Annotated in this window: 17 protein-coding genes; 9 read left to right on the forward strand and 8 right to left on the reverse strand. The window is 57.3% G+C overall.

Features of this window, described 5'->3' with window-relative positions; all coding sequences use genetic code 11:
- Window positions 1-36 precede the first annotated feature (36 nt).
- The 3 genes from lldD to lldP are packed head-to-tail and all read right to left on the reverse strand — an operon-like array spanning window position 37 to window position 3646.
- Entirely contained in the window at window positions 37-1224 is a 1188-nt protein-coding gene (gene lldD / locus E0L16_RS20105) for an FMN-dependent L-lactate dehydrogenase LldD (RefSeq protein ID WP_131638047.1), read from the reverse strand.
- Entirely contained in the window at window positions 1221-1994 is a 774-nt protein-coding gene (gene lldR / locus E0L16_RS20110) for a transcriptional regulator LldR (RefSeq protein WP_063865871.1), read from the reverse strand. The genes lldD and lldR overlap by 4 nt, the downstream gene beginning before the upstream one ends.
- Window positions 1991-3646 carry an L-lactate permease gene (gene lldP / locus E0L16_RS20115; protein WP_003860175.1) on the reverse strand — a complete coding sequence of 552 codons (1656 nt, stop codon included), beginning with the start codon at window positions 3644-3646 and terminating at the stop codon, window positions 1991-1993. The genes lldR and lldP overlap by 4 nt, the downstream gene beginning before the upstream one ends.
- Window positions 3647-4742: 1096 nt before the next feature.
- Here lldP and E0L16_RS20120 point away from each other — a divergent pair.
- From E0L16_RS20120 to E0L16_RS20135, 4 genes are read left to right on the forward strand one after another with little or no spacing between them, the layout of a single operon-like run.
- Window positions 4743-5324: a fimbrial protein gene (locus E0L16_RS20120; protein WP_063865869.1), complete on the forward strand. Its 582-nt coding sequence runs from the start codon at window positions 4743-4745 to the stop codon at window positions 5322-5324.
- A gap of 30 nt (window positions 5325-5354) precedes the next feature.
- Window positions 5355-6029 (forward strand): fimbrial biogenesis chaperone, encoded by a 675-nt coding sequence (locus E0L16_RS20125; RefSeq protein WP_131638049.1) that lies wholly within the window; start codon window positions 5355-5357, stop codon window positions 6027-6029.
- A complete protein-coding gene (locus tag E0L16_RS20130) occupies window positions 5995-8514 on the forward strand; it encodes a fimbria/pilus outer membrane usher protein (protein WP_242672238.1) in 2520 nt (839 codons plus the stop codon). Before E0L16_RS20125 ends, E0L16_RS20130 begins: the two co-directional genes overlap by 35 nt.
- Window positions 8515-8523: 9 nt before the next feature.
- Window positions 8524-9618 (forward strand): fimbrial protein, encoded by a 1095-nt coding sequence (locus tag E0L16_RS20135; RefSeq protein WP_131638051.1) that lies wholly within the window; start codon window positions 8524-8526, stop codon window positions 9616-9618.
- A 32-nt stretch (window positions 9619-9650) separates the two neighbouring features.
- On the opposite strand, the gene E0L16_RS20140 is transcribed toward E0L16_RS20135, so the two are convergent.
- The 4 genes from E0L16_RS20140 to E0L16_RS20155 all read right to left on the reverse strand — a co-directional run bounded on the left by E0L16_RS20140 (window position 9651) and on the right by E0L16_RS20155 (window position 13817).
- A complete protein-coding gene (locus tag E0L16_RS20140; protein ID WP_063449976.1) occupies window positions 9651-10013 on the reverse strand; it encodes a YibL family ribosome-associated protein in 363 nt (120 codons plus the stop codon).
- Window positions 10014-10071: 58 nt separating this feature from the next.
- On the reverse strand, window positions 10072-10662 hold the full coding sequence (mtlR, locus tag E0L16_RS20145) for a mannitol operon repressor MtlR (protein WP_063865860.1): 591 nt from the start codon (window positions 10660-10662) through the stop codon (window positions 10072-10074).
- Entirely contained in the window at window positions 10659-11807 is a 1149-nt protein-coding gene (gene mtlD / locus E0L16_RS20150; RefSeq protein ID WP_107534200.1) for a mannitol-1-phosphate 5-dehydrogenase, read from the reverse strand. Before mtlD ends, mtlR begins: the two co-directional genes overlap by 4 nt.
- Before the next feature lie 102 nt (window positions 11808-11909).
- Entirely contained in the window at window positions 11910-13817 is a 1908-nt protein-coding gene (locus tag E0L16_RS20155; protein WP_063865856.1) for a PTS mannitol transporter subunit IICBA, read from the reverse strand.
- A gap of 436 nt (window positions 13818-14253) precedes the next feature.
- Between E0L16_RS20155 and E0L16_RS20160 the strand changes: the two genes are divergently transcribed.
- The 3 genes from E0L16_RS20160 to selB all read left to right on the forward strand — a co-directional run bounded on the left by E0L16_RS20160 (window position 14254) and on the right by selB (window position 18186).
- On the forward strand, window positions 14254-14862 hold the full coding sequence (locus E0L16_RS20160; RefSeq protein WP_063449973.1) for a glutathione S-transferase: 609 nt from the start codon (window positions 14254-14256) through the stop codon (window positions 14860-14862).
- Between the two features lie 103 nt (window positions 14863-14965).
- Window positions 14966-16351, forward strand: a complete 1386-nt coding sequence (gene selA / locus E0L16_RS20165) for an L-seryl-tRNA(Sec) selenium transferase (RefSeq protein WP_131638054.1) — start codon at window positions 14966-14968, stop codon at window positions 16349-16351.
- The gene (gene selB / locus E0L16_RS20170) at window positions 16348-18186 is read left to right on the forward strand and encodes a selenocysteine-specific translation elongation factor (RefSeq protein ID WP_063865849.1); all 1839 of its coding nucleotides are present in this window, start codon (window positions 16348-16350) and stop codon (window positions 18184-18186) included. The genes selA and selB overlap by 4 nt, the downstream gene beginning before the upstream one ends.
- A gap of 3 nt (window positions 18187-18189) precedes the next feature.
- On the opposite strand, the gene E0L16_RS20175 is transcribed toward selB, so the two are convergent.
- The gene (locus E0L16_RS20175) at window positions 18190-19074 is read right to left on the reverse strand and encodes an ROK family protein (RefSeq protein ID WP_131638056.1); all 885 of its coding nucleotides are present in this window, start codon (window positions 19072-19074) and stop codon (window positions 18190-18192) included.
- Between the two features lie 166 nt (window positions 19075-19240).
- Here E0L16_RS20175 and aldB point away from each other — a divergent pair, with 166 nt between their 5' ends.
- Together aldB and E0L16_RS20185 are read left to right on the forward strand one after the other, a co-directional pair.
- Window positions 19241-20779: an aldehyde dehydrogenase AldB gene (gene aldB, locus E0L16_RS20180; protein ID WP_131638058.1), complete on the forward strand. Its 1539-nt coding sequence runs from the start codon at window positions 19241-19243 to the stop codon at window positions 20777-20779.
- Window positions 20780-21066: 287 nt separating this feature from the next.
- Window positions 21067-21522: a 4Fe-4S dicluster domain-containing protein gene (locus E0L16_RS20185; protein WP_131638059.1), complete on the forward strand. Its 456-nt coding sequence runs from the start codon at window positions 21067-21069 to the stop codon at window positions 21520-21522.

Consider the following 21522-nt stretch of genomic DNA (forward strand, 5'->3'; position numbering starts at 1 on the left):
CCGGGCGCAGGGAAAAGGTGGGGTAACGGGAGAAGATCAGGCCGCGTCGCCATGTGACAGCGGAGCCAGCGCCGCCGGTAGTTTACTCAGCTCCTGCACCAGCGAATCCTTACTGATTTCGCTAATCGACTTCGCACCGGTCAGGGTCATCGCCACCTTCATCTCTTTCTCGATCAGGTTCAGCAGGTTCGCCACGCCCGCCTGACCGCTGGTGGCCAGGGCATAGAGGTACGCGCGGCCCAGCAGCACGCTGTCTGCGCCCAGCGCAATCATGCGCACCACGTCCAGCCCGTTACGAATACCGCTGTCAGCCAGGATCGCAATATCGCCCTTCACCGCATCGGCAATGGCGGGCAGCGCGCGGGCGGAAGAGAGCACCCCGTCGAGCTGGCGTCCGCCGTGGTTAGAAACGACGATCCCGTCGGCGCCGAAACGCACCGCGTCGCGGGCATCTTCCGGATCGAGGATCCCTTTGATCACCATCGGGCCATCCCAGAATTCGCGGATCCACTCCAGGTCCTTCCACGAGATCGACGGATCGAAGTTATTCGCCAGCCAGCCGATGTAATCTTCCAGGCCGGTCGGTTTACCCAGGTAGGCCGAAATATTGCCCAGATCGTGCGGACGGCCGTTCAGCCCTACATCCCACGCCCACTGCGGATGCGTCACCGCCTGCCAGTAGCGGCGCATCGCGGCGTTCGGGCCGCTCATGCCGGAGTGGGCGTCGCGGTAGCGGGCGCCGGGCGTGGGCATATCGACGGTAAAGACCAGCGTTGAGCAGCCCGCCGCTTTGGCGCGCTCCAGCGCGTTACGCATAAAGCCGCGATCGCGCAGGACGTACAGCTGGAACCACATCGGGCGCTTGAGGGTCGGCGCGACCTCTTCAATCGGGCAGACTGAGACGGTAGAAAGCGTAAATGGAATGCCTTTGGCATCCGCTGCGGCGGCAGCCTGCACTTCGCCCCGGCGGGCGTACATGCCGCATAAGCCAACGGGCGCAAGCGCCACCGGCATGGCGAGCGTTTCGTTAAACAGCTTTGTCTCAAGGCTCAGGTCAGACATATTCTTCAGCACGCGCTGGCGCAGGGCCACCTCAGAGAGATCCTCCACGTTGCGGCGCAGGGTATATTCGGCGTAAGCCCCGCCATCAATGTAGTGGAACAGGAACGGCGGCAAAATGCGCTGCGCCGCGGCGCGATAGTCACTGGCTGCTGAAATAATCATGCTTTGTTCTCCCTGGAAATATCACTCTCGCCAGGCAGACGGGTAATACGCGCCTGTCGGGCCTGATCTTCATCGAATCGTTTAATGGTGGTGTGCACGAACCCGAGATGCGCCATCATCGCTTTACGCGCGGCCTCGGCATCGCCGGCAAGAATGGCGTTGAGCACGGCTTCATGCTGTTCGGTCAGCTGAGCGAAGACCGGCGGGACCAGATACATGCGCTGGCGGCTCTGCTTCACGGAGGATTGCAGCAGGTCGAAGAACCCGCGCATGGTTTGCAGCAGCACGACGTTATGGGACGCCTCGGCAATCGCCAGATGAAAACGCACGTCGGCCTGCGAGGCGATATCCGGGTCGCTGCTTTGCGTGGCGTCAAAACAGGCTTTGAGCTTCTCTTTGTCGGCGTCGGTCGCCCGCATCGCCGCGTGCCACGCGGTGCTGGTCTCGATGGCGTGACGCGCTTCGAGGATGTCAAAGCTGTAGTCCGGGTCGTTTTCCATCAGCGTTTTCAGCGGCTGAACGATGTTTTGTTCGGACCAGTCATCATGCTGCCAGCGCACAAAAGTGCCGCCGCCGCGACGGCTCAGCAGCACACCTTCGCTGACCAGCGTTGCCAGCGCCTCGCGCAGTGAATTGCGCGACACGCCAAGCTGGGCGGCAAGCTGGCGTTCGGCGGGCAATCTCATGCCCGCCTCCAGCTGTTGTTCTTCAATCAGCGCCCGCACGCGAGTGGCAATCTCGTCGGACAGGCGTCTGGGCATCACTATCATGGAATCATCCAGGTTAAGACATAGGCCTGCAATGTGGTGATCACACCCACCATGCAGGTAAATATCAGGCTGTGTTTAACGGTAAAGCGGAACAGATCCGACTCTTTGCCTACCAGTCCCACCGCGGCACAGGCAATGGCGATGGACTGCGGCGAGATCATCTTCCCGGTTACGCCGCCCGTCGTGTTGGCTGCCACAAGCAGGACGTCAGAAACGCCAATCTGTTGTGCGGCCGTGGCCTGTAAGGCGGCAAACAGGGCGTTAGACGACGTATCGGAACCGGTCAGGAACACTCCCAGCCAGCCGAGGAACGGCGAGAAGAAGGTAAATGCGTGGCCGGTGTGCGCCAGCGCTAACGCCAGCGTCGACGACAGGCCGGAGTAGTTCGAGATAAACGCGAACGCCAGCACCATGCCGATGGAGTAGATCGGCAGCATCAGCTCTTTAATCGTTGCCGCAAAAGTCTGCACCGCGGCGGCAGGCTTCATGCGCAGCCACACCACGGAAAGGATAGCCGCAAACAGGATGGCCGTGCCGGTGGCGGAGAACCAGTCAAACTTAAACACGGCCGCATACGGCGTGGCGTCGTGCACCACCGGCGGCATACGGGCGACCATCTTGTCGAGGAACGGCACGGAGATGTTAATCACCATGTCGTACAGCGCGCCGCCCGGGGCGAACAGCGCCTTAAACGGCGGTATGCTCCACAGCGTCACGGTGGCGGTCAGGAACAGGAACGGCGACCACGCGCGGACGATCTGCCCGGCGGTATAGCCGGTGCGGGCGAGGGTCTGATCCACGTGCGATGCGCCCATGTCCGCAAAGCGGAAGATACGTACCGGCTGCCAGCGCTTCAGGAACAGCGTCAGACAGACCAGCGACACCAGGGAAGAGATGATGTCCGGCAGTTCCGGGCCGAGGAAGTTTGAGCTGAGGTACTGGGCAATGGCGAACGAGCCGCCTGCCACCATCACCGCAGGCCAGGTCTCCTTCACGCCGCGCCAGCCGTCCATAATCGCCATGATCCAGAACAGTACGATAATGGTCAGGAACGGCAGCTGACGGCCCACCATCTGGCCAATCTCGAAGCTGTCCAGCCCGGTCACCTGACCCGCCACAAGAATCGGAATGCCCATCGCGCCAAACGCCACCGGCGCAGTGTTCACAATCAGGCACAGGCCAGCGGCATACAGTGGGTTAAAGCCCAACCCGACCAGCAGCGCGGCGGTAATCGCTACCGGCGCGCCGAATCCTGCCGCGCCTTCAAGGAACGCCCCGAAGGAGAAGCCGACAATCAGCATCTGCAAACGCTGGTCCGGGGTAATAGAGAGGATCGACGAACGAATAATGTCGAACTGCCCGGTTTTGACCGAGATTTTGTAGACAAAGACCGCGGCGATGATGATCCACGCAATCGGCCACAGGCCGTAGAAGAAACCATACACCACGGAGGCCAGCGCGCGATCGACCGGCATTTTATAGAAGAACAGCGCCACCAGCAGGGCGATGGCAACGGTATACGTCGCCGCAAGGTAGCCCTTCAGCTTGAGCTTAATCAGCGCAAAGAAGAAGAACAGGATCGGTAGCGATGCGATCAGGCTCGACAGCCAGATATTCCCGGCTGGGTCATAGTTTTGTTGCCAGAGGCTCATGCAGGTCTCCTGAGGACCACACAGCCTGGGTTGCGGGTGAGTCTCCGCTCAACTCTGCGTCACAGTCTGCGTAAAAGTGGTCCATCCAATTTTGTGTTGTAGGGGTTATGGCAATAAATGGTTAATCAAGTGTTGCTTTTCAGCAATGATTTTGTGAAGTGGAGCAGTAAAACTGTGAACGGTGGTTCGCTTTGAAGCGAATTGGTAGGACCAAAAGGTCTGCGCCGTCCGTCCGTTTGCGGCGCGGGCCGTAGCAGTGGGCTGAACATCTTTTCATCAATCGGAGCGGATGGGGCGTGTTAAAGACGATAATAAAAAAGCATCAATGCGGAACTTAGGTTAACGGCGAGATATATTTTTGTTTATATTAAGTGTGTAATTGATGTTTAACGTGTAGATAAAATGGCTTATTTCAGAGAATTATAAATTTTTTTTAGGTAAAAATGCGAAATCCAATATGTAGCAAAAAATTTTAATTAAGATAAATTTCACATATAGATTTTAACAGCGTATTACAAACGATCAATTGCTGATCAATAAGGAAATATCCTGCGTTTGGCTGATTTCGCAGAATAATGTCTAAGCATGGCATCCCGGTTCAACGTTTCCTTCTAATAATAATCCGAAATAAATTGATCAAACATTGATCAGTCAACTCTTTTTTTAATTTAGAAAGGGGATTAGAAGGGCACTAATAGTGTGGTGGGTGAGGAAAACAGGTTAAATTTGTTGTTTTAATGTTAACTTTAAATGAGTTATAAGCGATGCTGCACGCCTTTTGGTGCGTAGACGTTATAAAGCATTTGATTTACTATTTATGAAGATGCTGCGTTACAAAAGAAATGACATTCTTTTTTAACCTTAATGTATTCATTGTTATTTTCTGCCTGAAGCTATTCCTCTGTCGGGGAATAAATGCGTATGGCTCAAAGAAAATAAATGGATTACCACACCGGGATGGACCCCACGTTATTCTATGAGGTCGCGTCACCGCCTCTATTTGTACCCTTTTGTGACGTTTTAATTCCTTATAGCAATGACCGTATTTGGCACGACAATTCTTAATCTGTTTAATGTACAGAGGGGTTTGCTTTCAATGAAAATCAAAAATGTGGCGCTGGCGATTGCTGCGGCGGGGCTGCTGTTATCTTCTCAATCGGTACTGGCAAGCAATGATTCAGGTGTTAATACTAATCTGGATACCGGCGCAGGTACGCAGAGCACGGGCGGGGTAATCAACTTCACAGGCAAAATTACCCTTATTTCCTGTGATATTACTCCAGCGTCAAAAAACAAAACGGTAGACCTTGGGGCATGGGCGAAAAACTACTTCGATGAGCACGTCGAAACCACACCACGTGAGTTCAAAATCAACGTAGAAAATTGTCCGCCAGCGGTTGAATCCGTTGCGGTGCTGTTTGACGGCAATAAAGATGCGCAGGATGACACGCTGTTACAGGTCACGCCGGGTACGGGGATGGCGACGGGCGTCGGGGTAAAGCTTTATAACAGCGATCGCAGCACCTCTATTAAACCGGGCACGGTTTCAAAAACCACCGCACCAGATGGTGAAGGCAATGCAGAATTAACGTTCTATGCCGCACTGGACAAAGATGGAACCGAAATCAATGCGGGCGATGTGAACGCCGTGTCTAACTTCCTGATGGTTTATAACTGATTTCACTTTCAGCCACCTCCAGAGATAATAATGATGAAACGTTTATCGTATATTATGCTCACTGCATTAATGATTAGCTCTGCGTCAGTTTCCGCTGGCGTTGTAATGGGTGGGACACGGATCGTATACCCGCAAAACAGCAAGGAGGTGGCATTTTCTGTTTCTAATATGGAAAGTGCGGTTCCTTACCTTATTCAGTCGTGGGTTGAAGGCGATGTGCAGGATAAAAATAACGCCGCGCCCTTTATCGTCACGCCACCGCTGTTCAGGCTTGATCCGGAGCAGACCAACACGCTGCGTATTCAATATACCGGCGCACCGCTGCCCACCGATCGTGAATCCGTATTTTGGCTGGATATTAAAGCGATTGCGCCCAAGCCAAAAGAGAGCAATAACGAATTACAGGTTAACGTCAAATCGAAATTTAAAATTTTCTACCGCCCGGACAATCTGAAAGGGGACGCCGCCACGGCCTGGCAGAAAATAACATTTTCGCGGACGGAAAATGGGCTTAAGGCCTCCAACCCGACGCCATACTACGTCTCTTTTTATCGGCTGACCGTCGGCGGGCATAAAATTCAGCAGCCAGGTATGATTGGTCCAGGTGAAACCCGCGAATGGCCTGTGGCTGCCTCCGGTGGCGTAAGCTGGTCGGCTATTAATGATTTCGGTGCCATTACCGCCACCCGCTCTCAGCCGCTTTAACACCATGCCTTTTCGCCTGTTTCGTTACGCGCCCCTTTCGGTGCTGCTGCTCAGCTTCAGCCGCGCCGGGATGGCCGAGGATTATTTTGATCCCGCCGCGCTGGAGCTTTCCTCTTCCGAACAGAAAACGGCGGATTTGCACTATTTCTCTGAAAAGGGCGGGCAAATGCCCGGCACCTGGCTCGTAACGCTGGAGATTAATGGACGCGAGGAGCGGCATCAGGAGATCACCTTCGTCAATGAGAAAGGACGCCTGCAACCCGTTTTTAGCCTATCGCTGCTGGAAGCGCTTGGGGTAAACGTGAGTGCGATTCCGGCATTCTCGCGGTTGCACGAGGGAGAGACCTTCACGCACCTCGACGATTTTATACCGGCAGCGCGAACCTCTTATGATTTCAACCAGCAGCGCCTCTTTCTCAGCCTGCCGCAGGCGGCGATGAAACACCGCAGCCGCGGCTACGTGCCGCAGTCGCAGTGGGATGATGGTATCCCGGCGGCATTTGTTGATTACAGCCTGTCGGGCGGCCAGGCCCGCCATCAGAGCGGCGTCACAACGTCCAGCTATCTGAGCCTGCGAAATGGCGTCAATCTGGGAGCGTGGCGATTGCGCAACACCTCGGCCTGGAGCCACAGCGACTCGGGTGGGGATCGTTTCCAGTCACAGAGCAGCTGGCTGACCCGGGATATTCGCAGCCTCAACAGCCAGCTGCGGATAGGTGATGCGTGGACCGCAGGCGACGTGTTCGATAGCGTGGCGTTTCGCGGGGTGCAGCTCTCCTCAAGCGAGAGCATGTTGCCCGACAGCCAGCGCGGATTTGCCCCCACCATCCGCGGCGTCGCACACAGCTTCGCCAAAGTCTCCGTTTCGCAAAATGGCTATGTGATCTATGAAACCTGGGTGGCCGCCGGGCCATTCATCATTAACGATCTGTTCCCCGGCGCGCAAAGTGGCGATCTACAGATTACCGTCACGGAAAGTGACGGCTCGACGCGCGTTTTTACCCAACCCTATTCTGCGGTGCCGTTTATGCGACGCCAGGGCAGCCTGAAATACAGCCTCAACGCCGGACGGTTTCATTCCGGCTCCAGCGATGCGCGTTCCCCCGAATTTGTTGAGGGCGCTTTCTTTTACGGTCTGCTCTCCAGGATGACGGTGTATGGCGGCTTTCGTACGGCAAACAACTATCAGGCCGGTGCGATCGGCATAGGCAGAGGGTTTGGCGCATTCGGCTCGCTGGGCATTGACGATACGCTGGCAAAAAGCCGTTTACCCAACGGCAAAAGCGCGATGGGGCAGGCGTGGCGCATTCAGTACCAGAAAGATTTCAGCGCTACCGGCACCGCCTTCAACCTGGCGAGCTATCGCTATGCCTCGCGCAATTACTACGAATTTAACGAACTGAATCAGTCCGACAGCCAGCAGCTGCAACTTAATAATCGCCGTAGCCGCTCGCAGGTCACTTTTTCACAGACGCTGGGTCAGTTCGGCAGCCTCAACGTCTCGGCGTGGATGCAGGATTACTGGCATACGTCCGGCCAGGATAAAACCATCCACATCGGCTGGTACACCAGCTGGCGGGGTATTTCCTGGGGCGCGGGGTATGACTACACCGACTCAGCGCTTGAGCAGCATCCCGATCGCACCGTGTCGTTTAACGTCAATGTTCCGCTTGGCAACTGGCTACCGGGCAGTTCGGTCAGTTACTACGCCAACCACAACAATCGTGGGATGACCACGCAGCAGGTGTCACTCAACGGCAGCGCGCTGGCGAACCGCAACCTGAATTACAGCGTTCAGCAGAGTAAGACCAGTGAGGGAGAGGCCGACAGCACCAGCCTGGCGCTGCAATACAACGGTGGCTACGGCAACGTCAGCCTCGGTTATGACCACAGCCGAAACGGTAGCAACGCCAGTCTTGGACTCGCCGGAGGCGTCATCGCCACGCAGTATGGCGTCACGCTCAGCCAGCCGCTGGGCGATACCGTCGCCCTGCTGCGCGTGCCCGGCGCGGCGAACGTTGAGCCGGAGGGCTACAACGGGATCCATACCGACAGCCGCGGCTACGCGGTCATGCCAACGCTCTCGGCCTACCGCAAGAATACCGTCAATCTGGATACGGCGACGCTTGGCGAGAACGTCGACGTCGAGCAGAGCGGACTGACGCTCATTCCCACCAGCGGCGCGGTGGTGCTGGCCAATTACACAACCCACATTGGGTATCGCGTCCTGTTTTCCCTGCGCTATCACGGCGAACCGCTGCCGTTTGGCGCGCAGGCTGAAGTGGTGGAGCAGAACCGCCGTTCTGCAAACCGAAGCATGGTCGCTGACGGCGGTCAGGCCTACCTGAGCGGGGTACCGGAGCGCGGCACCCTGCGCGTCACCTGGTATGAGGGTGGGGAACAGCATCAGTGCCAGACACCTTTCAGGCTGGGCGAGGCTCACATGGCCCCCGGCATCGCCACGCTGTCTCTTGCGTGTCATTAGAGGATTATCATGCGTCGTTTTATTCACTGGTTTTTCTATCTAAGCCTGCTTTCGCTTTTTGGCATGCTGAGTTTTCATGCCCATGCTCAGACCTCACCTTGTCGCACCACCCGCGATCAGTGGGTCGTTCAGGTGCCCTACGCCATAGGGTATGCGCCTGGCACGGCAGACTGGACGCCAGTTTCCGCGCCGATACAGTCTACCGGGGCGGATTTCTACAGCTGTGATGGCGGGAATGACGCCTGGCGTAGCATCGGCTTTGTCGACATGGATAACCCCGTCGGTACCGTGGTGGGTGAAGACGGCGCGGCGCGCCACGTTTACAAAACCCAGATCGACGGTATCGGCTACGCGCTGGGGTTCCGGGAGCAGCAGTACTGCGGCTCCGATGCGGTACGCTATATTGACGGCACCAGCCCGGTGGAGGGCAATGAGTCCCGGCGCATTTGCGACGCGTCGCAAAACCCCGCCTTTGCCAGCGCCTCAACGTACAAGATGCAGTTCTGGGTGGTGTTTTACAAAATCCCGACGACCAGCGCCATGCCTGATGATAACGCCAACTCCCTGGAGCAAAATGTCGGATCGCTGATCTTGCAGGCGGGAGAAAATAAAGCCAGCGCCACCAACGTGGCGACACCGGTACAGATCCATCTCGCCAGCTTCACCGTCAGGCGTACCAGTTGTTCAGTAGGCTCTCGCAGCATTCTTGTTCCCATGGGAAGCGTGAGCCAGCGTGAATTTCACGGCCCAGGCTCACGGGCCGGAGGCGGGCGCTTCAGCATTCCGGTGACCTGCGAAAATAATACGGCGGTGAAGATGGGTTTCTTTGGCGATACCACACCGGCCAACGATCGGGCACTGGCACTGACGAAGCAGGAGGATAGCGCCAGCGGGGTCGGAATCGAACTGCTTTACGGTGACAATACCGGTTCGGTTCAGGGGCAGGTGGTGCAGTGGAATACCCCGCAGGTATCAGCGCTTGGCCAGGTGGGGGATAACCAGACGCAGACCTTCTGGTTTGACGCGCATTACATTCAGACAGAAGAGAACGTCTCGGCGGGAAAAGCGGATGCGATGGCGACGTTTAACCTGATCTACAACTGAGTTTCCCCTGCCGCAGGGGCAGGGGAGAGCGATCAGAATTCGGTCTTACAAAAGCCCGTCATCTCTTTCAGGCCCATTTCGCGGCCAAGCTCAGTCATCGGGTGCACCACCACCAGGCCACGGACGCTTTTCTTCAGCTTGCCCATGTCGGCCTGCTCTTTTTTGGTGATCGCGCGGCGATGCGGCATGTTCATCAGCTTCTGTGCTTCTTTACTCAGCTTCTGGCCTTTCACTTCGCGCAGGCGCTCGATTTCCGCTTCCAGCTTCACGGACTCTTTTTCCAGCTCGGCGTATTTCTCGGCGGAATCGACCAGGGAGAGACCGGCCATTTGATGGCGGACCAGATCCAGACGGTCGCTCAGGCGTTTAATTTCGTTTTTTTCGACTTCTTTCATGACAAATAACTCTGAAAACGGGGAATTTACAGGGAAGGATACACCAATGTGTGCGGGCTTACTTCTGAAACGCTTTTTTTAAGCTGATTTTAGAAATCAGCTCAGTCAGGGAAAGCACCATGGTGGAGCGGACAACCTGTTGATAACGTAGCTTTTGCATCGCGTACAGCTCAGGGTCGCTGTTATCAAAAGGAGGTGCAGGAGGCAGCGCGGATACGCAGTGCAGCTCGCCGAAGGGACCGAGGATCTCATCATCGGTAAAGGTGTACTCGTTACCGTCATGATTGAGCTCTTCGCGCAGCGCCATTAACAGCTCGGCGTCTTCATACTCCTGGCGGTTGAGCACGCCAAGACCGTAGATCAGCTTCAGCCGTACCGATAAATCGCCCAGCGGTCCGTCTCCGTCCAGCAACGGTTCAACAGCATACTTTACCGCGTAGTCGTCTTTGCGAAACACCTGAAGCACCAGAATGTTCACCGCCTCGGTTAACAGCTCGACGGCGGCAATCAGAAAGCTTCGTACGGTTTTGCCAGCATTCAGACGCTCAAGCACACGATTTTCAAAGGCCTGGGTTTGTTCCATTGTTGCCTGCATATCTGACAATCTGTTATTCGGGCGCAGGCTCACCTGCGCCGGATTCTGCATCATTTGGTTGCGTTGTATGCGTTAACCGCCTCCGCAACCACGTCACTGCTGGCATCCAGACCGGAAATCTGCGCCAGCGCAGCCTGCGCGCCTTTGTCATCAATCAGCTGAGCCAGCTCAATCGCCTGCGGGTCCTGCTCGCTGCGGTAGTGCATCGCGGCAGCAATCCCTTTCACCAGGTTGGCGTGCGGCAGGCCGTATTCCAGCGTGCCCAGCAGCGGTTTAATCAGGCGGTCGCCCGCGCTCAGCTTACGCAGCGGCTGACGGCCAACGCGCTCAACGTCATCTTTCAGATACGGGTTTTCAAAACGACCGAGGATTTTCTGGATGTATGCTGCGTGTTTATCAGCATCAAAACCGTAGCGTTTGATCAGCACCGCGCCGCTCTCTTCCATTGCGCCTTTGACCACCGCGCGGATGTTCTCATCGAGGATCGCGTCGCGAATGGTCTGATGACCGGCCAATTTTCCGAGGTACGCGGTTATAGCATGCCCGGTGTTCAGCGTGAAGAGTTTACGTTCGACAAATGCCATCAGGTTATCAGTGAGTTCCATTCCCGGAATGGTCGGCAGCGCGCCCTTGAACTGGGTTTTATCGACGATCCACTCGCTGAAGGTTTCCACGGTCACTTCCAGCGGATCGTTGGTGGCGGATTCGGACGGCGGAACGATGCGGTCTACGGCGGAATCCACAAACCCGACGTGCGCTTCAACCCAGGCTTTATCTTCCTCTGCAACGGCGGCAAGAACGTGGCCTTTCAGCTGCGTGGTGCCGCGCACCATGTTTTCACAGGCGATGATGTTCAGCGGTTTTTCAATGCCCTGTGCTTTACGCTTCGCCAGGCCTTTTGCGACAGCCGGGGCGATGCGTTCGAGCACTACCGGCCCTACGGCTGTGGTGACCAGGTCAACGTTTGCGATGAGGTCAATCACGTCGTCGCCAATGCTGCTCACCGCGTTCACGCCAGAAACCGTTTCAACCTGCTCGTTTTCACCGACTACATGTACCTGATAGCTATGACGGGCGTTCAGGGCATCCAGAACCACCTGATTCACATCGGCGAATGTCAGGGTAATGCCCGCGTCTGCCAGCAGTTTACCGATAAAGCCACGACCAATATTACCTGCGCCAAAATGTAATGCTTTCATAGTATTAACCTTCATCAATGTTTTTACCCGAGAGGGCTGGGGTGAGAAACGTTTTCCCCTCACCCTAGCCCTCTCCCCGTCGGGGAGAGGGAAGAGACGCTGTTATTTGTTGAGCAGCGCCAGCACTTCTTCAACGCTGGTGGTATTAGCCAGACGCTCAATGACCGTTTCATCATCCAGGGCGTTGGTCAGGCTGGTAATCACCTGAATGTGCTCGTTGTTGCGAGCGGCGATACCAATCACCAGACGGGCGATGTCGTCTTCTTCTTCACCGAAGCGCACGCCGTCAGGATACTGACAGAACACCACGCCGGTTTTCAGCACGCGGTCTTTCGCTTCAACCGTACCGTGCGGAACCGCGATGGATTCACCCAGGTAGGTTGGCGTCAGCTTTTCACGCTCCAGCATCGCGTCAACGTATTCAGGCTGAACGTAGCCACCTTTCACCAGCTGCTCACCGGCGAAGCGAATCGCCTCTTCTTTATTGGTCGCGGTGCGGCCGAGGAAGATGTTTTCCGCGCCCAGTCTGAACAGATGCGCGTTGCTCTCGTCAAAGCTGTCTTGCAGGCTGGAACGCACCTTCACTTCGTTATCTTCATGGCGCTGGGCCGCAACCAGACGTTCGGTCAGGCTGGTGTACAGGCCGCTGTCCAGGAAGTTGGTCAGGGAAATGTGCTGCGCCTGCGGCACCTGACGCATAGCGCGCTCGGTCAGATCGCGGTGCGTGATCACCAGGTCAACGTCCGGCGGCAGGTTGTTAATCGCGCTGTTGGTCACGGAGATGTTGGTCAGACCCGCATCCTGCACTTTCTTACGCAGCACGCCGGCACCCATTGCGCTGGAACCCATACCGGCGTCGCAGGCAACGATGATTTTACGCACGTGGCTCAGGTCGTTAGAGACATCGCCAGCCGCCAGCGGCGTAGCGCCTTTGGATTCAGCCTTCATGTCGTGCATACGGCGGGTTGCCGCTTCGATATCGTCGTCTTCCTTCACCTTGCTGGTTTTCAGCAGGATAGCGGATGCCACGAAGGAGACCGCCATGGCCGCACAGATTGCCGCGATGTTTGCAAAGTAAGCGCCTTTCGGCGTCATCGCCAGCACCGCCAGGATAGAGCCCGGAGAAGCAGGGGACACCAGACCGCCGCCCAGCACGCTCAGGGTGAACACGCCGGTCATACCGCCGAGGATAACGGCCAGGATCAGACGCGGGTTCATCAGCACGTACGGGAAGTAAATTTCGTGGATACCGCCCAGGAAGTGGATGATAGCCGCGCCGCCAGCAGACTGTTTCGCGCTGCCGCGACCGAAGAACATGTACGCCAGCAGAACGCCCATGCCCGGACCCGGGTTGGCTTCAATCAGGAAGAAGATGGACTTGCCGAGATCGTGAGACTGCTGAATACCCAGCGGGGAGAAGATACCGTGGTTGATGGCGTTGTTAAGGAACAGGATTTTCGCCGGTTCAACGAAGATAGACGCCAGCGGCAGCATGTCGTGCGCCACCATGAAGTTAACGCCCGCCGCCAGCAGTTTGGACAGCACTTCAACCGCCGGACCAATGCCGAGGAACGCCAGAATCGCGAGGATCATCCCGATGATGCCCGCGGAGAAGTTGTTCACCAGCATTTCGAAGCCGGACTTGATCTTGCCATCAACCCAGACGTCGAATTTCTTAATCGCCCAGCCGCCCAGAGGACCGGCAATCATCGCACCGAGGAACATCGGCATATCCGCACCGACGATCACGCCCATGGTTGTGATGGCACCCACGACGCCACCGCGGTCACCGCCCACCAGACGACCACCGGTATAACCGATGAGCAGCGGCAGCAGGTATGTGATCATTGGGCCAACAAGTTTCGCCAGCGTTTCGTTAGGCAACCACCCTGTCGGAATAAACAATGCGGTGATAATACCCCACGCGATAAACGCGCCGATATTTGGCATCACCATGTTGCTGAGGAAACGACCAAAGCTTTGCACTTTGATCTTGAAATCGGATGACATAAAACACCCCTTCTTATGTTTACGCTTAGGCTTATGGCCCGAGGTTTATCGTTAATGTGCGGCGGCAGAGGTAGCCGGGCCCTGTTCTGATGCTGTGAAATCTGGCACTGAATCGTTCAACTGTCCAGACAGCGAAATTTTGTGTGATCGCAGTCACGTAAATGTAGGGGGTGTGGTGATTAATGAAGTGATGGCGATCACATAATGAGTGTGTAAAAAAAATACATCGCGCAAAATTGCGCCAGATTGGCGTGCTTTTTGTGATAATAATCACATTTCTAAGTTGGCGGTTTGTTTCTGGATTGTGATTTGATTCACAAAATATTTTTATACGGATTCCTCCCGTATCGCCTGAGGTCAGGAATGCGATACGCATACCTGCCTTTTTTCACGACGTGATCCATACTGACCTCTTTGTGGGCATTAAGGATAAGCAATGAAACTCATCGGCAGTTATACCAGTCCTTTCGTGCGTAAGATTTCGATTCTCCTGCTGGAGAAAGGGATTGAATTTGAATTCGTGAATGAACAGCCCTACAACGCTGAGAACGGCGTTGCGCAGTACAACCCGTTGGGTAAAGTTCCGGCGCTGGTCACGGACGAGGGTGACTACTGGTTTGATTCCCCGATCATTGCGGAATACATCGAGCTGCTTGGCGTTGCGCCAGCCATGCTCCCGGCGGATCCAAAAGCGGCGCTGGCGGTGAAGCAAATTGAAGCGCTGGCCGATGGCATTATGGACGCAGCGTTAACGTCCGTGCGCGAGCAGGCGAGGCCCGCCGCACAGCAGTCAGAGGATGAACTGCTGCGTCAGCGAGAAAAAATCAGCCGCAGCCTGGATAGGTGTGAACAGCTGATCCGCGACGGTAAAATCCAAAGCGATAGCCTGAATCTGGCGACGATCGCCATCGCCTGCGCCATTGGCTACCTCAATTTCCGCCGGGTCTCGCCTGGGTGGTGCGTGGATCGCCCGCTGCTGGTTAAGCTGGCGGAGACGCTCTTCCAGCGCGAAAGTTTTGCCCGCACCGAACCACCAAAGGCTTGATGCGGGTTATAACACTTCCCGGCAGGAGGCGGTACAATCCCCCCACATGTTAACTCCCTCTCCCGTCGGGAGGGGGGAAGATATTTACTCGCCAGGCGCATTCATGACTACTCATCATTCCCTCTACAGCCAGATCCCCGCAACCGATCGTCTGCTTCGTGACCCGCGCATAGCCGCGGTGCTGGCGCAGTTTGGCCATACTGCAACGGTCGACATGCTACGCCAGCTTCAGGATGACGCGCGCCGTCATATTCAGGCTGAGAACGCGCTTCCTGGCTGGTGCATGGCGTGGGAGCAGGAAGTTAAACGGAGGCTGAATGAGCGCGCGCAAAGCGCGTTGCGCCCGGTCATTAACCTGACGGGCACGGTTCTGCACACCAATCTGGGCCGTGCACAACAGGCAGAAGAGGCGATACAGGCCGTCACCCGGGCCATGCGCTCGCCGGTGACGCTGGAGTACGATCTGGACGGTGCCGGGCGCGGGCATCGAGATCGCGCGCTGGCCGATCTGCTGTGCCAGATCACCGGCGCGCAAGATGCCTGCATTGTGAATAACAACGCGGCGGCGGTGCTGTTGATGCTGGCGGCTACCGCGAGCGGGAAAGAGGTTGTCGTCTCTCGCGGCGAGCTGGTGGAAATCGGCGGGGCATTTCGAATTCCGGATGTCATGCGCCAGGCGGGGTGCACGCTGCATGAAGTGGGCACAACCAACCGTACCCATGCGAAAGATTATCGCGCGGCGGTGAATGAAAACACCGCGCTGCTGATGAAAGTGCATACCAGCAATTACCATATCGAGGGGTTCACCAAAACGGTGGATGAAGCCGAGCTGGCTGCCATTGGGCGCGAGCTTAACTTGCCGGTGATCGCCGATCTCGGCAGCGGGTCGCTGGTGGATATGCGCCAGTACGGTCTGCCGAAAGAGCCGATGGTGCAGGAAATGGTTGCCGCGGGCGTAAGCCTGGTCAGTTTCTCTGGCGATAAACTGCTGGGCGGGCCGCAGGCGGGGATTATCGTCGGCAGGCGCGAGCTGATTGCGCAGCTACAGCAACATCCGCTGAAGCGCGCCCTGCGTGCTGATAAAATGACGCTGGCCGCGCTGGAAGCCACGCTGCGGCTCTATCTTCACCCGGAGAAACTGGCTGACCGCCTGCCCACGTTGCGTTTGCTAAGCCGTAATGCAGCCTCCATCCGCGCGCGGGCGGAAGCGCTACTGCCGCAGGTTGCTCCTCACTACCCTGAATTTGATGTTCGTATCGAGTCCTGTCTGTCGCAAATAGGCAGCGGCTCGCTGCCCGTGGACAGATTACCGAGCGAAGCGCTGACGTTCACCCCGCGCGACGGACGCGGAAGCCAGCTTGAGGCGCTGTCGGCGCGCTGGCGTGCATTACCGACGCCGGTGATTGGCCGTATCGGTGATGGCCGCATGTGGCTGGATTTACGCTGTCTGGAAGATGAAGTGCGGTTTCTGGAGATGATGTTGAAATGATTATTGCCACCGCCGGTCACGTAGACCACGGCAAAACCACGTTATTGCAGGCCATTACGGGCGTAAATGCCGATCGCCTGCCGGAAGAGAAAAAGCGCGGCATGACCATTGACCTGGGATACGCCTACTGGCCGCTGCCCGATGGTCGCGTGCTGGGCTTTATCGACGTGCCCGGCCACGAGAAGTTTCTGTCCAATATGCTCGCGGGCGTGGGCGGTATCGATCACGCTCTGCTGGTGGTCGCGTGCGATGACGGGGTGATGGCGCAAACGCGCGAGCATCTGGCGATCCTGCAACTGACGGGCAGCCCGCAGCTGACCGTTGCCCTCACCAAAGCGGACCGTGTGGATGAGGCGCGTATCGACGAGGTGCGTAAAGAGGTGCTGGCGACGCTCGATGAATACGGTTTTAAGGATGCGTCACTGTTTGTCACCGTGGCGACAGAAGGCCGCGGTATCGACGCCCTTCGCGATCATTTGCAGCAGATCCCGTCTCGTGAGCATGCCAGCCATCACCGTTTCCGTCTGGCGATCGACAGGGCGTTCACCGTGAAAGGTGCTGGGCTGGTGGTGACCGGCACCGCGCTGAGCGGCGAAGTGAACGTGGGCGATACCCTGTGGCTAACGGGCGTAAATAAACCGATGCGCGTGCGCGGACTTCACGCGCAAAACCAGCCGGTGGAACGGGCCCATGCCGGGCAGCGTATCGCCCTGAATGTTGCCGGGGATGCCGGAAAAGAGCAGCTCAACCGTGGTGACTGGCTGATGGCTGACGCGCCGCCAGAACCTTGCGGGCGGGCGATCGTCTCTCTCCAGACCCACACGCCGCTGACCCAGTGGCAGCCGCTGCACATTCACCACGCGGCCAGCCATATCACCGGGCGCGTGTCGCTGCTGGAAAACGATCTTGCCGAGCTGGTGTTCGACTCCCCGCTCTGGCTGGCGGATAACGACCGCCTGGTCCTGCGCGATATTTCGGCGCGGGAAACGCTGGCGGGCGCGCGCGTGGTCATGCTTAATCCGCCCCGTCGCGGCAAGCGTAAGCCCGAGTATTTACAGTGGCTGGGCGCGCTGGCGAAGGCCCGCGATGATAAGTCTGCGTTAGATATCCACCTTGAACGTGGTGCGGTGGATCTGGCTGCGTTCGCCTGGGCGCGCCAGCTCAGCGGCGAAGGATTGCGGCTTCTGACGCAGGAGCCAGGTTTTATTCAGGCCGGTAACAGCCTGCTGAACGCGCCGGTGGCGGCGCGCTGGCAGCGTAAGGTGCTGAGCACGCTGGCCACCTACCATGAACAGCATCAGGATGAGCCAGGCCCGGGCCGTGAGCGTCTGCGGCGCATGGCGTTGCCGATGGAAGACGACGCGCTGGTGCTGCTGCTGATTGAAAACATGCGCGCCAGCGGCGCGATCGCAAGCCATCACGGCTGGCTGCACCTGCCGGAACACAAGGCGGGTTTTACCGCCGAGCAGGACGCGGTCTGGCAAAAGGTGGCGACGCTGTTTGGCGATGAACCGTGGTGGGTACGCGATCTGGCGCGTGAAACCCATACTGATGAGCAGCTAATGCGTCAGGTACTGCGCCATGCGGCCCAGCAGGGCATGATTGTGGCGATCGTGAAAGATCGTTATTACCGCAACGATCGGATCGTGGCGTTTGCGAACCTGATCCGTGAGCTGGATCATGCGCGCGGATCGACCTGCGCCGCCGACTTCCGCGATCGGCTGAACGTGGGACGCAAGCTGGCGATTCAGATCCTGGAGTACTTCAACCGCATCGGGTTTACGCGTCGTCGCGGCAATGACCATGTGCTCCGCGACGCGCAGTTATTTCCGTAAGCGTTAAGCGCTGCGCGCCTGCTTCTGCTTAGCCAGCCAGACCGCACCCAGCCTTCCCGCCTGGTTGCCCAGCTCGCAGGGAAGGATGGGCACCCGGAGCGCCTCCCACTCCTCGAATCGCTGTAAGTATTTATCCAGCAGGAGATAAATTTTCTCCTGCTCGCTAATGCCCCCGCCAATCAGCACTGCCTGCGGATCGAACATAGAGATCACGCTGTAGATGCCGCGCGACAGACAGTGCGCCCACTCTTCAATGGCCTCGCGCAGATGCACGTCGCTGTCCATGCGTTTAAACAGCTCCTCGCCGTCAGGCATTTCGTCTTCCGACACGGCCAGCGCGCGGCGGCAGGCTTTCATCAGGCCGCTGGCGGACGCCACTTCATGCATCGGTTCGCCCTCATTGCCCACGGGCAGCACGCCAAATTCACCCGCCCGATAGTGCGATCCGCGGTAAAGATCGCCCTCCATGACGATACCGCCGCCGATGCCGGTACCGATGGTGATGCAGACGAAATGCTCATAGTCCTTGCCCGCGCCCTGCCAGCGCTCGCCCAGCGCCGCGCAGTTGGCATCGTTTTCGATTGTCACGGGGAGATCGGTCAGCTGTGCGAACAGTTCGCACAGGTTTTCGCCGTCAAGATAGTCCAGCGCCCCGGCTTTGGCCGCTTCGCCGGTGTGGTGATTGATGTGTCCCGGAAAACTCACGCCAATGCCGGCGATCTCGTGCTCCTGGCAGTACTTATCCACCACCGCTTTCCACTTCTCTTTGAAGGTGCTTTCATCGTCCGGCGTATCATATTCATCGGATATCAGTTCTTCGCCGTTTTCGTTAATTACGCCGTGTTTGATGTGGGTTCCACCCACGTCAAAGCCGATAAATAGCTGCATTGCATCGTTCCTCATGTGCCCCTGAACTATTAAGTATGGCTCCGGCGGCAGAAACGAAACGTAAAGTACGGTAATCCGTGATGCGGCTCGTAAACCCGCTACCCGCTGGCGAGAAAATCACCAGCCGGAACTACCCTTGTTGTACACCTACTGCAAGGAGACGGTCATGACAAACAATCCTCCCTCATCGCGTATCCAGCCTGGCGAGTATGGTTTTCCCCTTAAGCTCAAGCCCCGCTATGACAACTTTATCGGTGGCGACTGGGTGGCACCCGTCGACGGTGAATACTATTCCAACCTGACGCCCGTCACCGGCCAGCCGTTATGTGAAATTGCCAGTTCGGGCAAGCGGGATATTGATTTAGCGCTGGATGCGGCACATAAGGTGAAGGATAACTGGGGACAGACCTCCGTGCAGGACAGGGCGGCCATTTTGTTCAAAATCGCTGACCGGATGGAGCAGAATCTGGAGCTGCTGGCAACGGCAGAAACGTGGGACAACGGCAAGCCGATCCGCGAAACCATGGCGGCAGACGTCCCGCTGGCGATTGACCATTTCCGCTATTTTGCCTCCTGCATTCGTGCTCAGGAGGGTGGGATCAGCGAGGTCGACAGCGACACCGTGGCGTATCACTTCCACGAGCCGCTGGGCGTGGTGGGGCAAATCATTCCCTGGAACTTTCCGCTGCTGATGGCGAGCTGGAAAATGGCCCCCGCGCTGGCGGCGGGCAACTGCGTTGTGCTGAAACCCGCGCGCTTAACCCCGCTTTCGGTGCTGCTGCTGATGGAGGTGATTGGCGATCTGTTGCCGCCGGGCGTCATTAACGTGGTCAACGGAGCTGGGGGCGAGATTGGGGAGTATCTTGCCACCTCAAAACGTATCGCCAAAGTGGCGTTCACCGGCTCAACGGAAGTGGGTCAGCAGATTATGCAGTACGCGACCCAGAACATCATTCCGGTCACGCTCGAGCTGGGCGGCAAATCGCCGAACATCTTCTTTGCCGACGTAATGGATGAAGAAGATGCCTTCTTCGACAAAGCGCTGGAAGGGTTTGCGCTGTTCGCGTTCAACCAGGGTGAAGTCTGTACCTGTCCGAGCCGCGCGCTGGTGCAGGAATCCATTTATGAGCGCTTTATGGAGCGGGCGATCCGGCGCGTGGAGTCGATCCGCAGCGGTAACCCGCTGGATAACGTCACCCAGATGGGGGCACAGGTATCGCATGGCCAGCTGGAAACCATCCTCAACTATATCGATATCGGTAAAAAAGAGGGGGCCGATGTGCTGACCGGCGGTCGCCGTAAGGTGCTGGGCGGCGATTTACAGGAGGGCTACTACCTTGAGCCGACCATCCTGTTCGGTCAGAACAACATGCGTGTATTCCAGGAGGAAATTTTTGGGCCGGTGCTGGCGGTCACGACGTTTAAAACCATGGACGAGGCGCTGGAGCTCGCCAACGACACGCAGTATGGCCTGGGGGCGGGCGTCTGGAGCCGTAACGGTAATCTGGCCTATAAAATGGGCCGCGGCATTCAGGCCGGTCGCGTGTGGACCAACTGCTATCACGCCTATCCAGCTCATGCGGCGTTTGGCGGCTACAAGCAGTCGGGCATCGGGCGTGAAACCCATAAGATGATGCTGGAGCACTACCAGCAAACGAAATGTCTGTTGGTCAGCTACTCCGAAAAACCGCTGGGGCTGTTTTAAACTTCCGGCTCAGGCCGTCCTGAGCGGCCTGAGCCGGGTTAAAGCCGGGTGGCGGCTTCGCCTTACCCGGCCTACTTTTTACACCCTCTCCCGTGGGAGAGGGTTGGGGTGAGGGCAACAGGCCGCAGTTAATCAGCCTTCATCCACACATATCCGCATTTACCCTAAGCTAAAAGTATCCGCGCCCGCTCTTTGACCCACAGCATCCTTAACGATTCGCACGCAAGGTATGATGCGCTAACGATAATTCAACGGAACTGACTTTTAACCTGCGCGAGGCGTTATCCATGAACCGATTTATCATGGCGGATCCTGAAAAATGCATCGGATGCCGCACCTGCGAGGTGGCTTGCATGATGTCGCATGAAAGCACCGCCGTGCCAGACGCGTTTACGTCGCGGATCCGGGTGGTTAAAGGGAACGCTTTCACCACGGCTGTAGGTTGTCATCAGTGTGAAGATGCGCCCTGCGCCAATGTCTGCCCGACGCAGGCCATTCGCCGCGCTGCGGGAGCGTGGCTCGTTGAGCAATCGCGCTGTATCGGCTGCAAAAGCTGTATGGTGGCGTGCCCGTTCGGGGCAATGCAGGTTCGGGTCGTGGAAGGTCGCGTTCAGGCGCTGAAATGTGATTTGTGCGCGCATCGCGAGGGTGGGCCAGCCTGCGTTGAAGCCTGTCCTACCCACGCGCTGCGCTGCATCGATCCCGCCAGATTACGCGCGGAACGGGTGCGTAATCTGGCCTGA

It is taken from the genome of Enterobacter quasihormaechei (assembly GCF_004331385.1).
Taxonomy (GTDB): Bacteria; Pseudomonadota; Gammaproteobacteria; order Enterobacterales; family Enterobacteriaceae; genus Enterobacter; species Enterobacter quasihormaechei.

What these genes read in the sequence shown, in the direction of transcription:
- lldD (WP_131638047.1), bottom strand. Translation starts at nt 1,224, where the DNA reads ATGATTATTTCAGCAGCCAGTGACTATCGCGCCGCGGCGCAGCGCATT.
- lldR (WP_063865871.1), bottom strand. Translation starts at nt 1,994, where the DNA reads ATGATAGTGATGCCCAGACGCCTGTCCGACGAGATTGCCACTCGCGTG.
- lldP (WP_003860175.1), bottom strand. Translation starts at nt 3,646, where the DNA reads ATGAGCCTCTGGCAACAAAACTATGACCCAGCCGGGAATATCTGGCTG.
- E0L16_RS20120 (WP_063865869.1), top strand. Translation starts at nt 4,743, where the DNA reads ATGAAAATCAAAAATGTGGCGCTGGCGATTGCTGCGGCGGGGCTGCTG.
- E0L16_RS20125 (WP_131638049.1), top strand. Translation starts at nt 5,355, where the DNA reads ATGATGAAACGTTTATCGTATATTATGCTCACTGCATTAATGATTAGC.
- E0L16_RS20135 (WP_131638051.1), top strand. Translation starts at nt 8,524, where the DNA reads ATGCGTCGTTTTATTCACTGGTTTTTCTATCTAAGCCTGCTTTCGCTT.
- E0L16_RS20140 (WP_063449976.1), bottom strand. Translation starts at nt 10,013, where the DNA reads ATGAAAGAAGTCGAAAAAAACGAAATTAAACGCCTGAGCGACCGTCTG.
- mtlR (WP_063865860.1), bottom strand. Translation starts at nt 10,662, where the DNA reads ATGATGCAGAATCCGGCGCAGGTGAGCCTGCGCCCGAATAACAGATTG.
- mtlD (WP_107534200.1), bottom strand. Translation starts at nt 11,807, where the DNA reads ATGAAAGCATTACATTTTGGCGCAGGTAATATTGGTCGTGGCTTTATC.
- E0L16_RS20155 (WP_063865856.1), bottom strand. Translation starts at nt 13,817, where the DNA reads ATGTCATCCGATTTCAAGATCAAAGTGCAAAGCTTTGGTCGTTTCCTC.
- E0L16_RS20160 (WP_063449973.1), top strand. Translation starts at nt 14,254, where the DNA reads ATGAAACTCATCGGCAGTTATACCAGTCCTTTCGTGCGTAAGATTTCG.
- selA (WP_131638054.1), top strand. Translation starts at nt 14,966, where the DNA reads ATGACTACTCATCATTCCCTCTACAGCCAGATCCCCGCAACCGATCGT.
- selB (WP_063865849.1), top strand. Translation starts at nt 16,348, where the DNA reads ATGATTATTGCCACCGCCGGTCACGTAGACCACGGCAAAACCACGTTA.
- E0L16_RS20175 (WP_131638056.1), bottom strand. Translation starts at nt 19,074, where the DNA reads ATGCAGCTATTTATCGGCTTTGACGTGGGTGGAACCCACATCAAACAC.
- aldB (WP_131638058.1), top strand. Translation starts at nt 19,241, where the DNA reads ATGACAAACAATCCTCCCTCATCGCGTATCCAGCCTGGCGAGTATGGT.
- E0L16_RS20185 (WP_131638059.1), top strand. Translation starts at nt 21,067, where the DNA reads ATGAACCGATTTATCATGGCGGATCCTGAAAAATGCATCGGATGCCGC.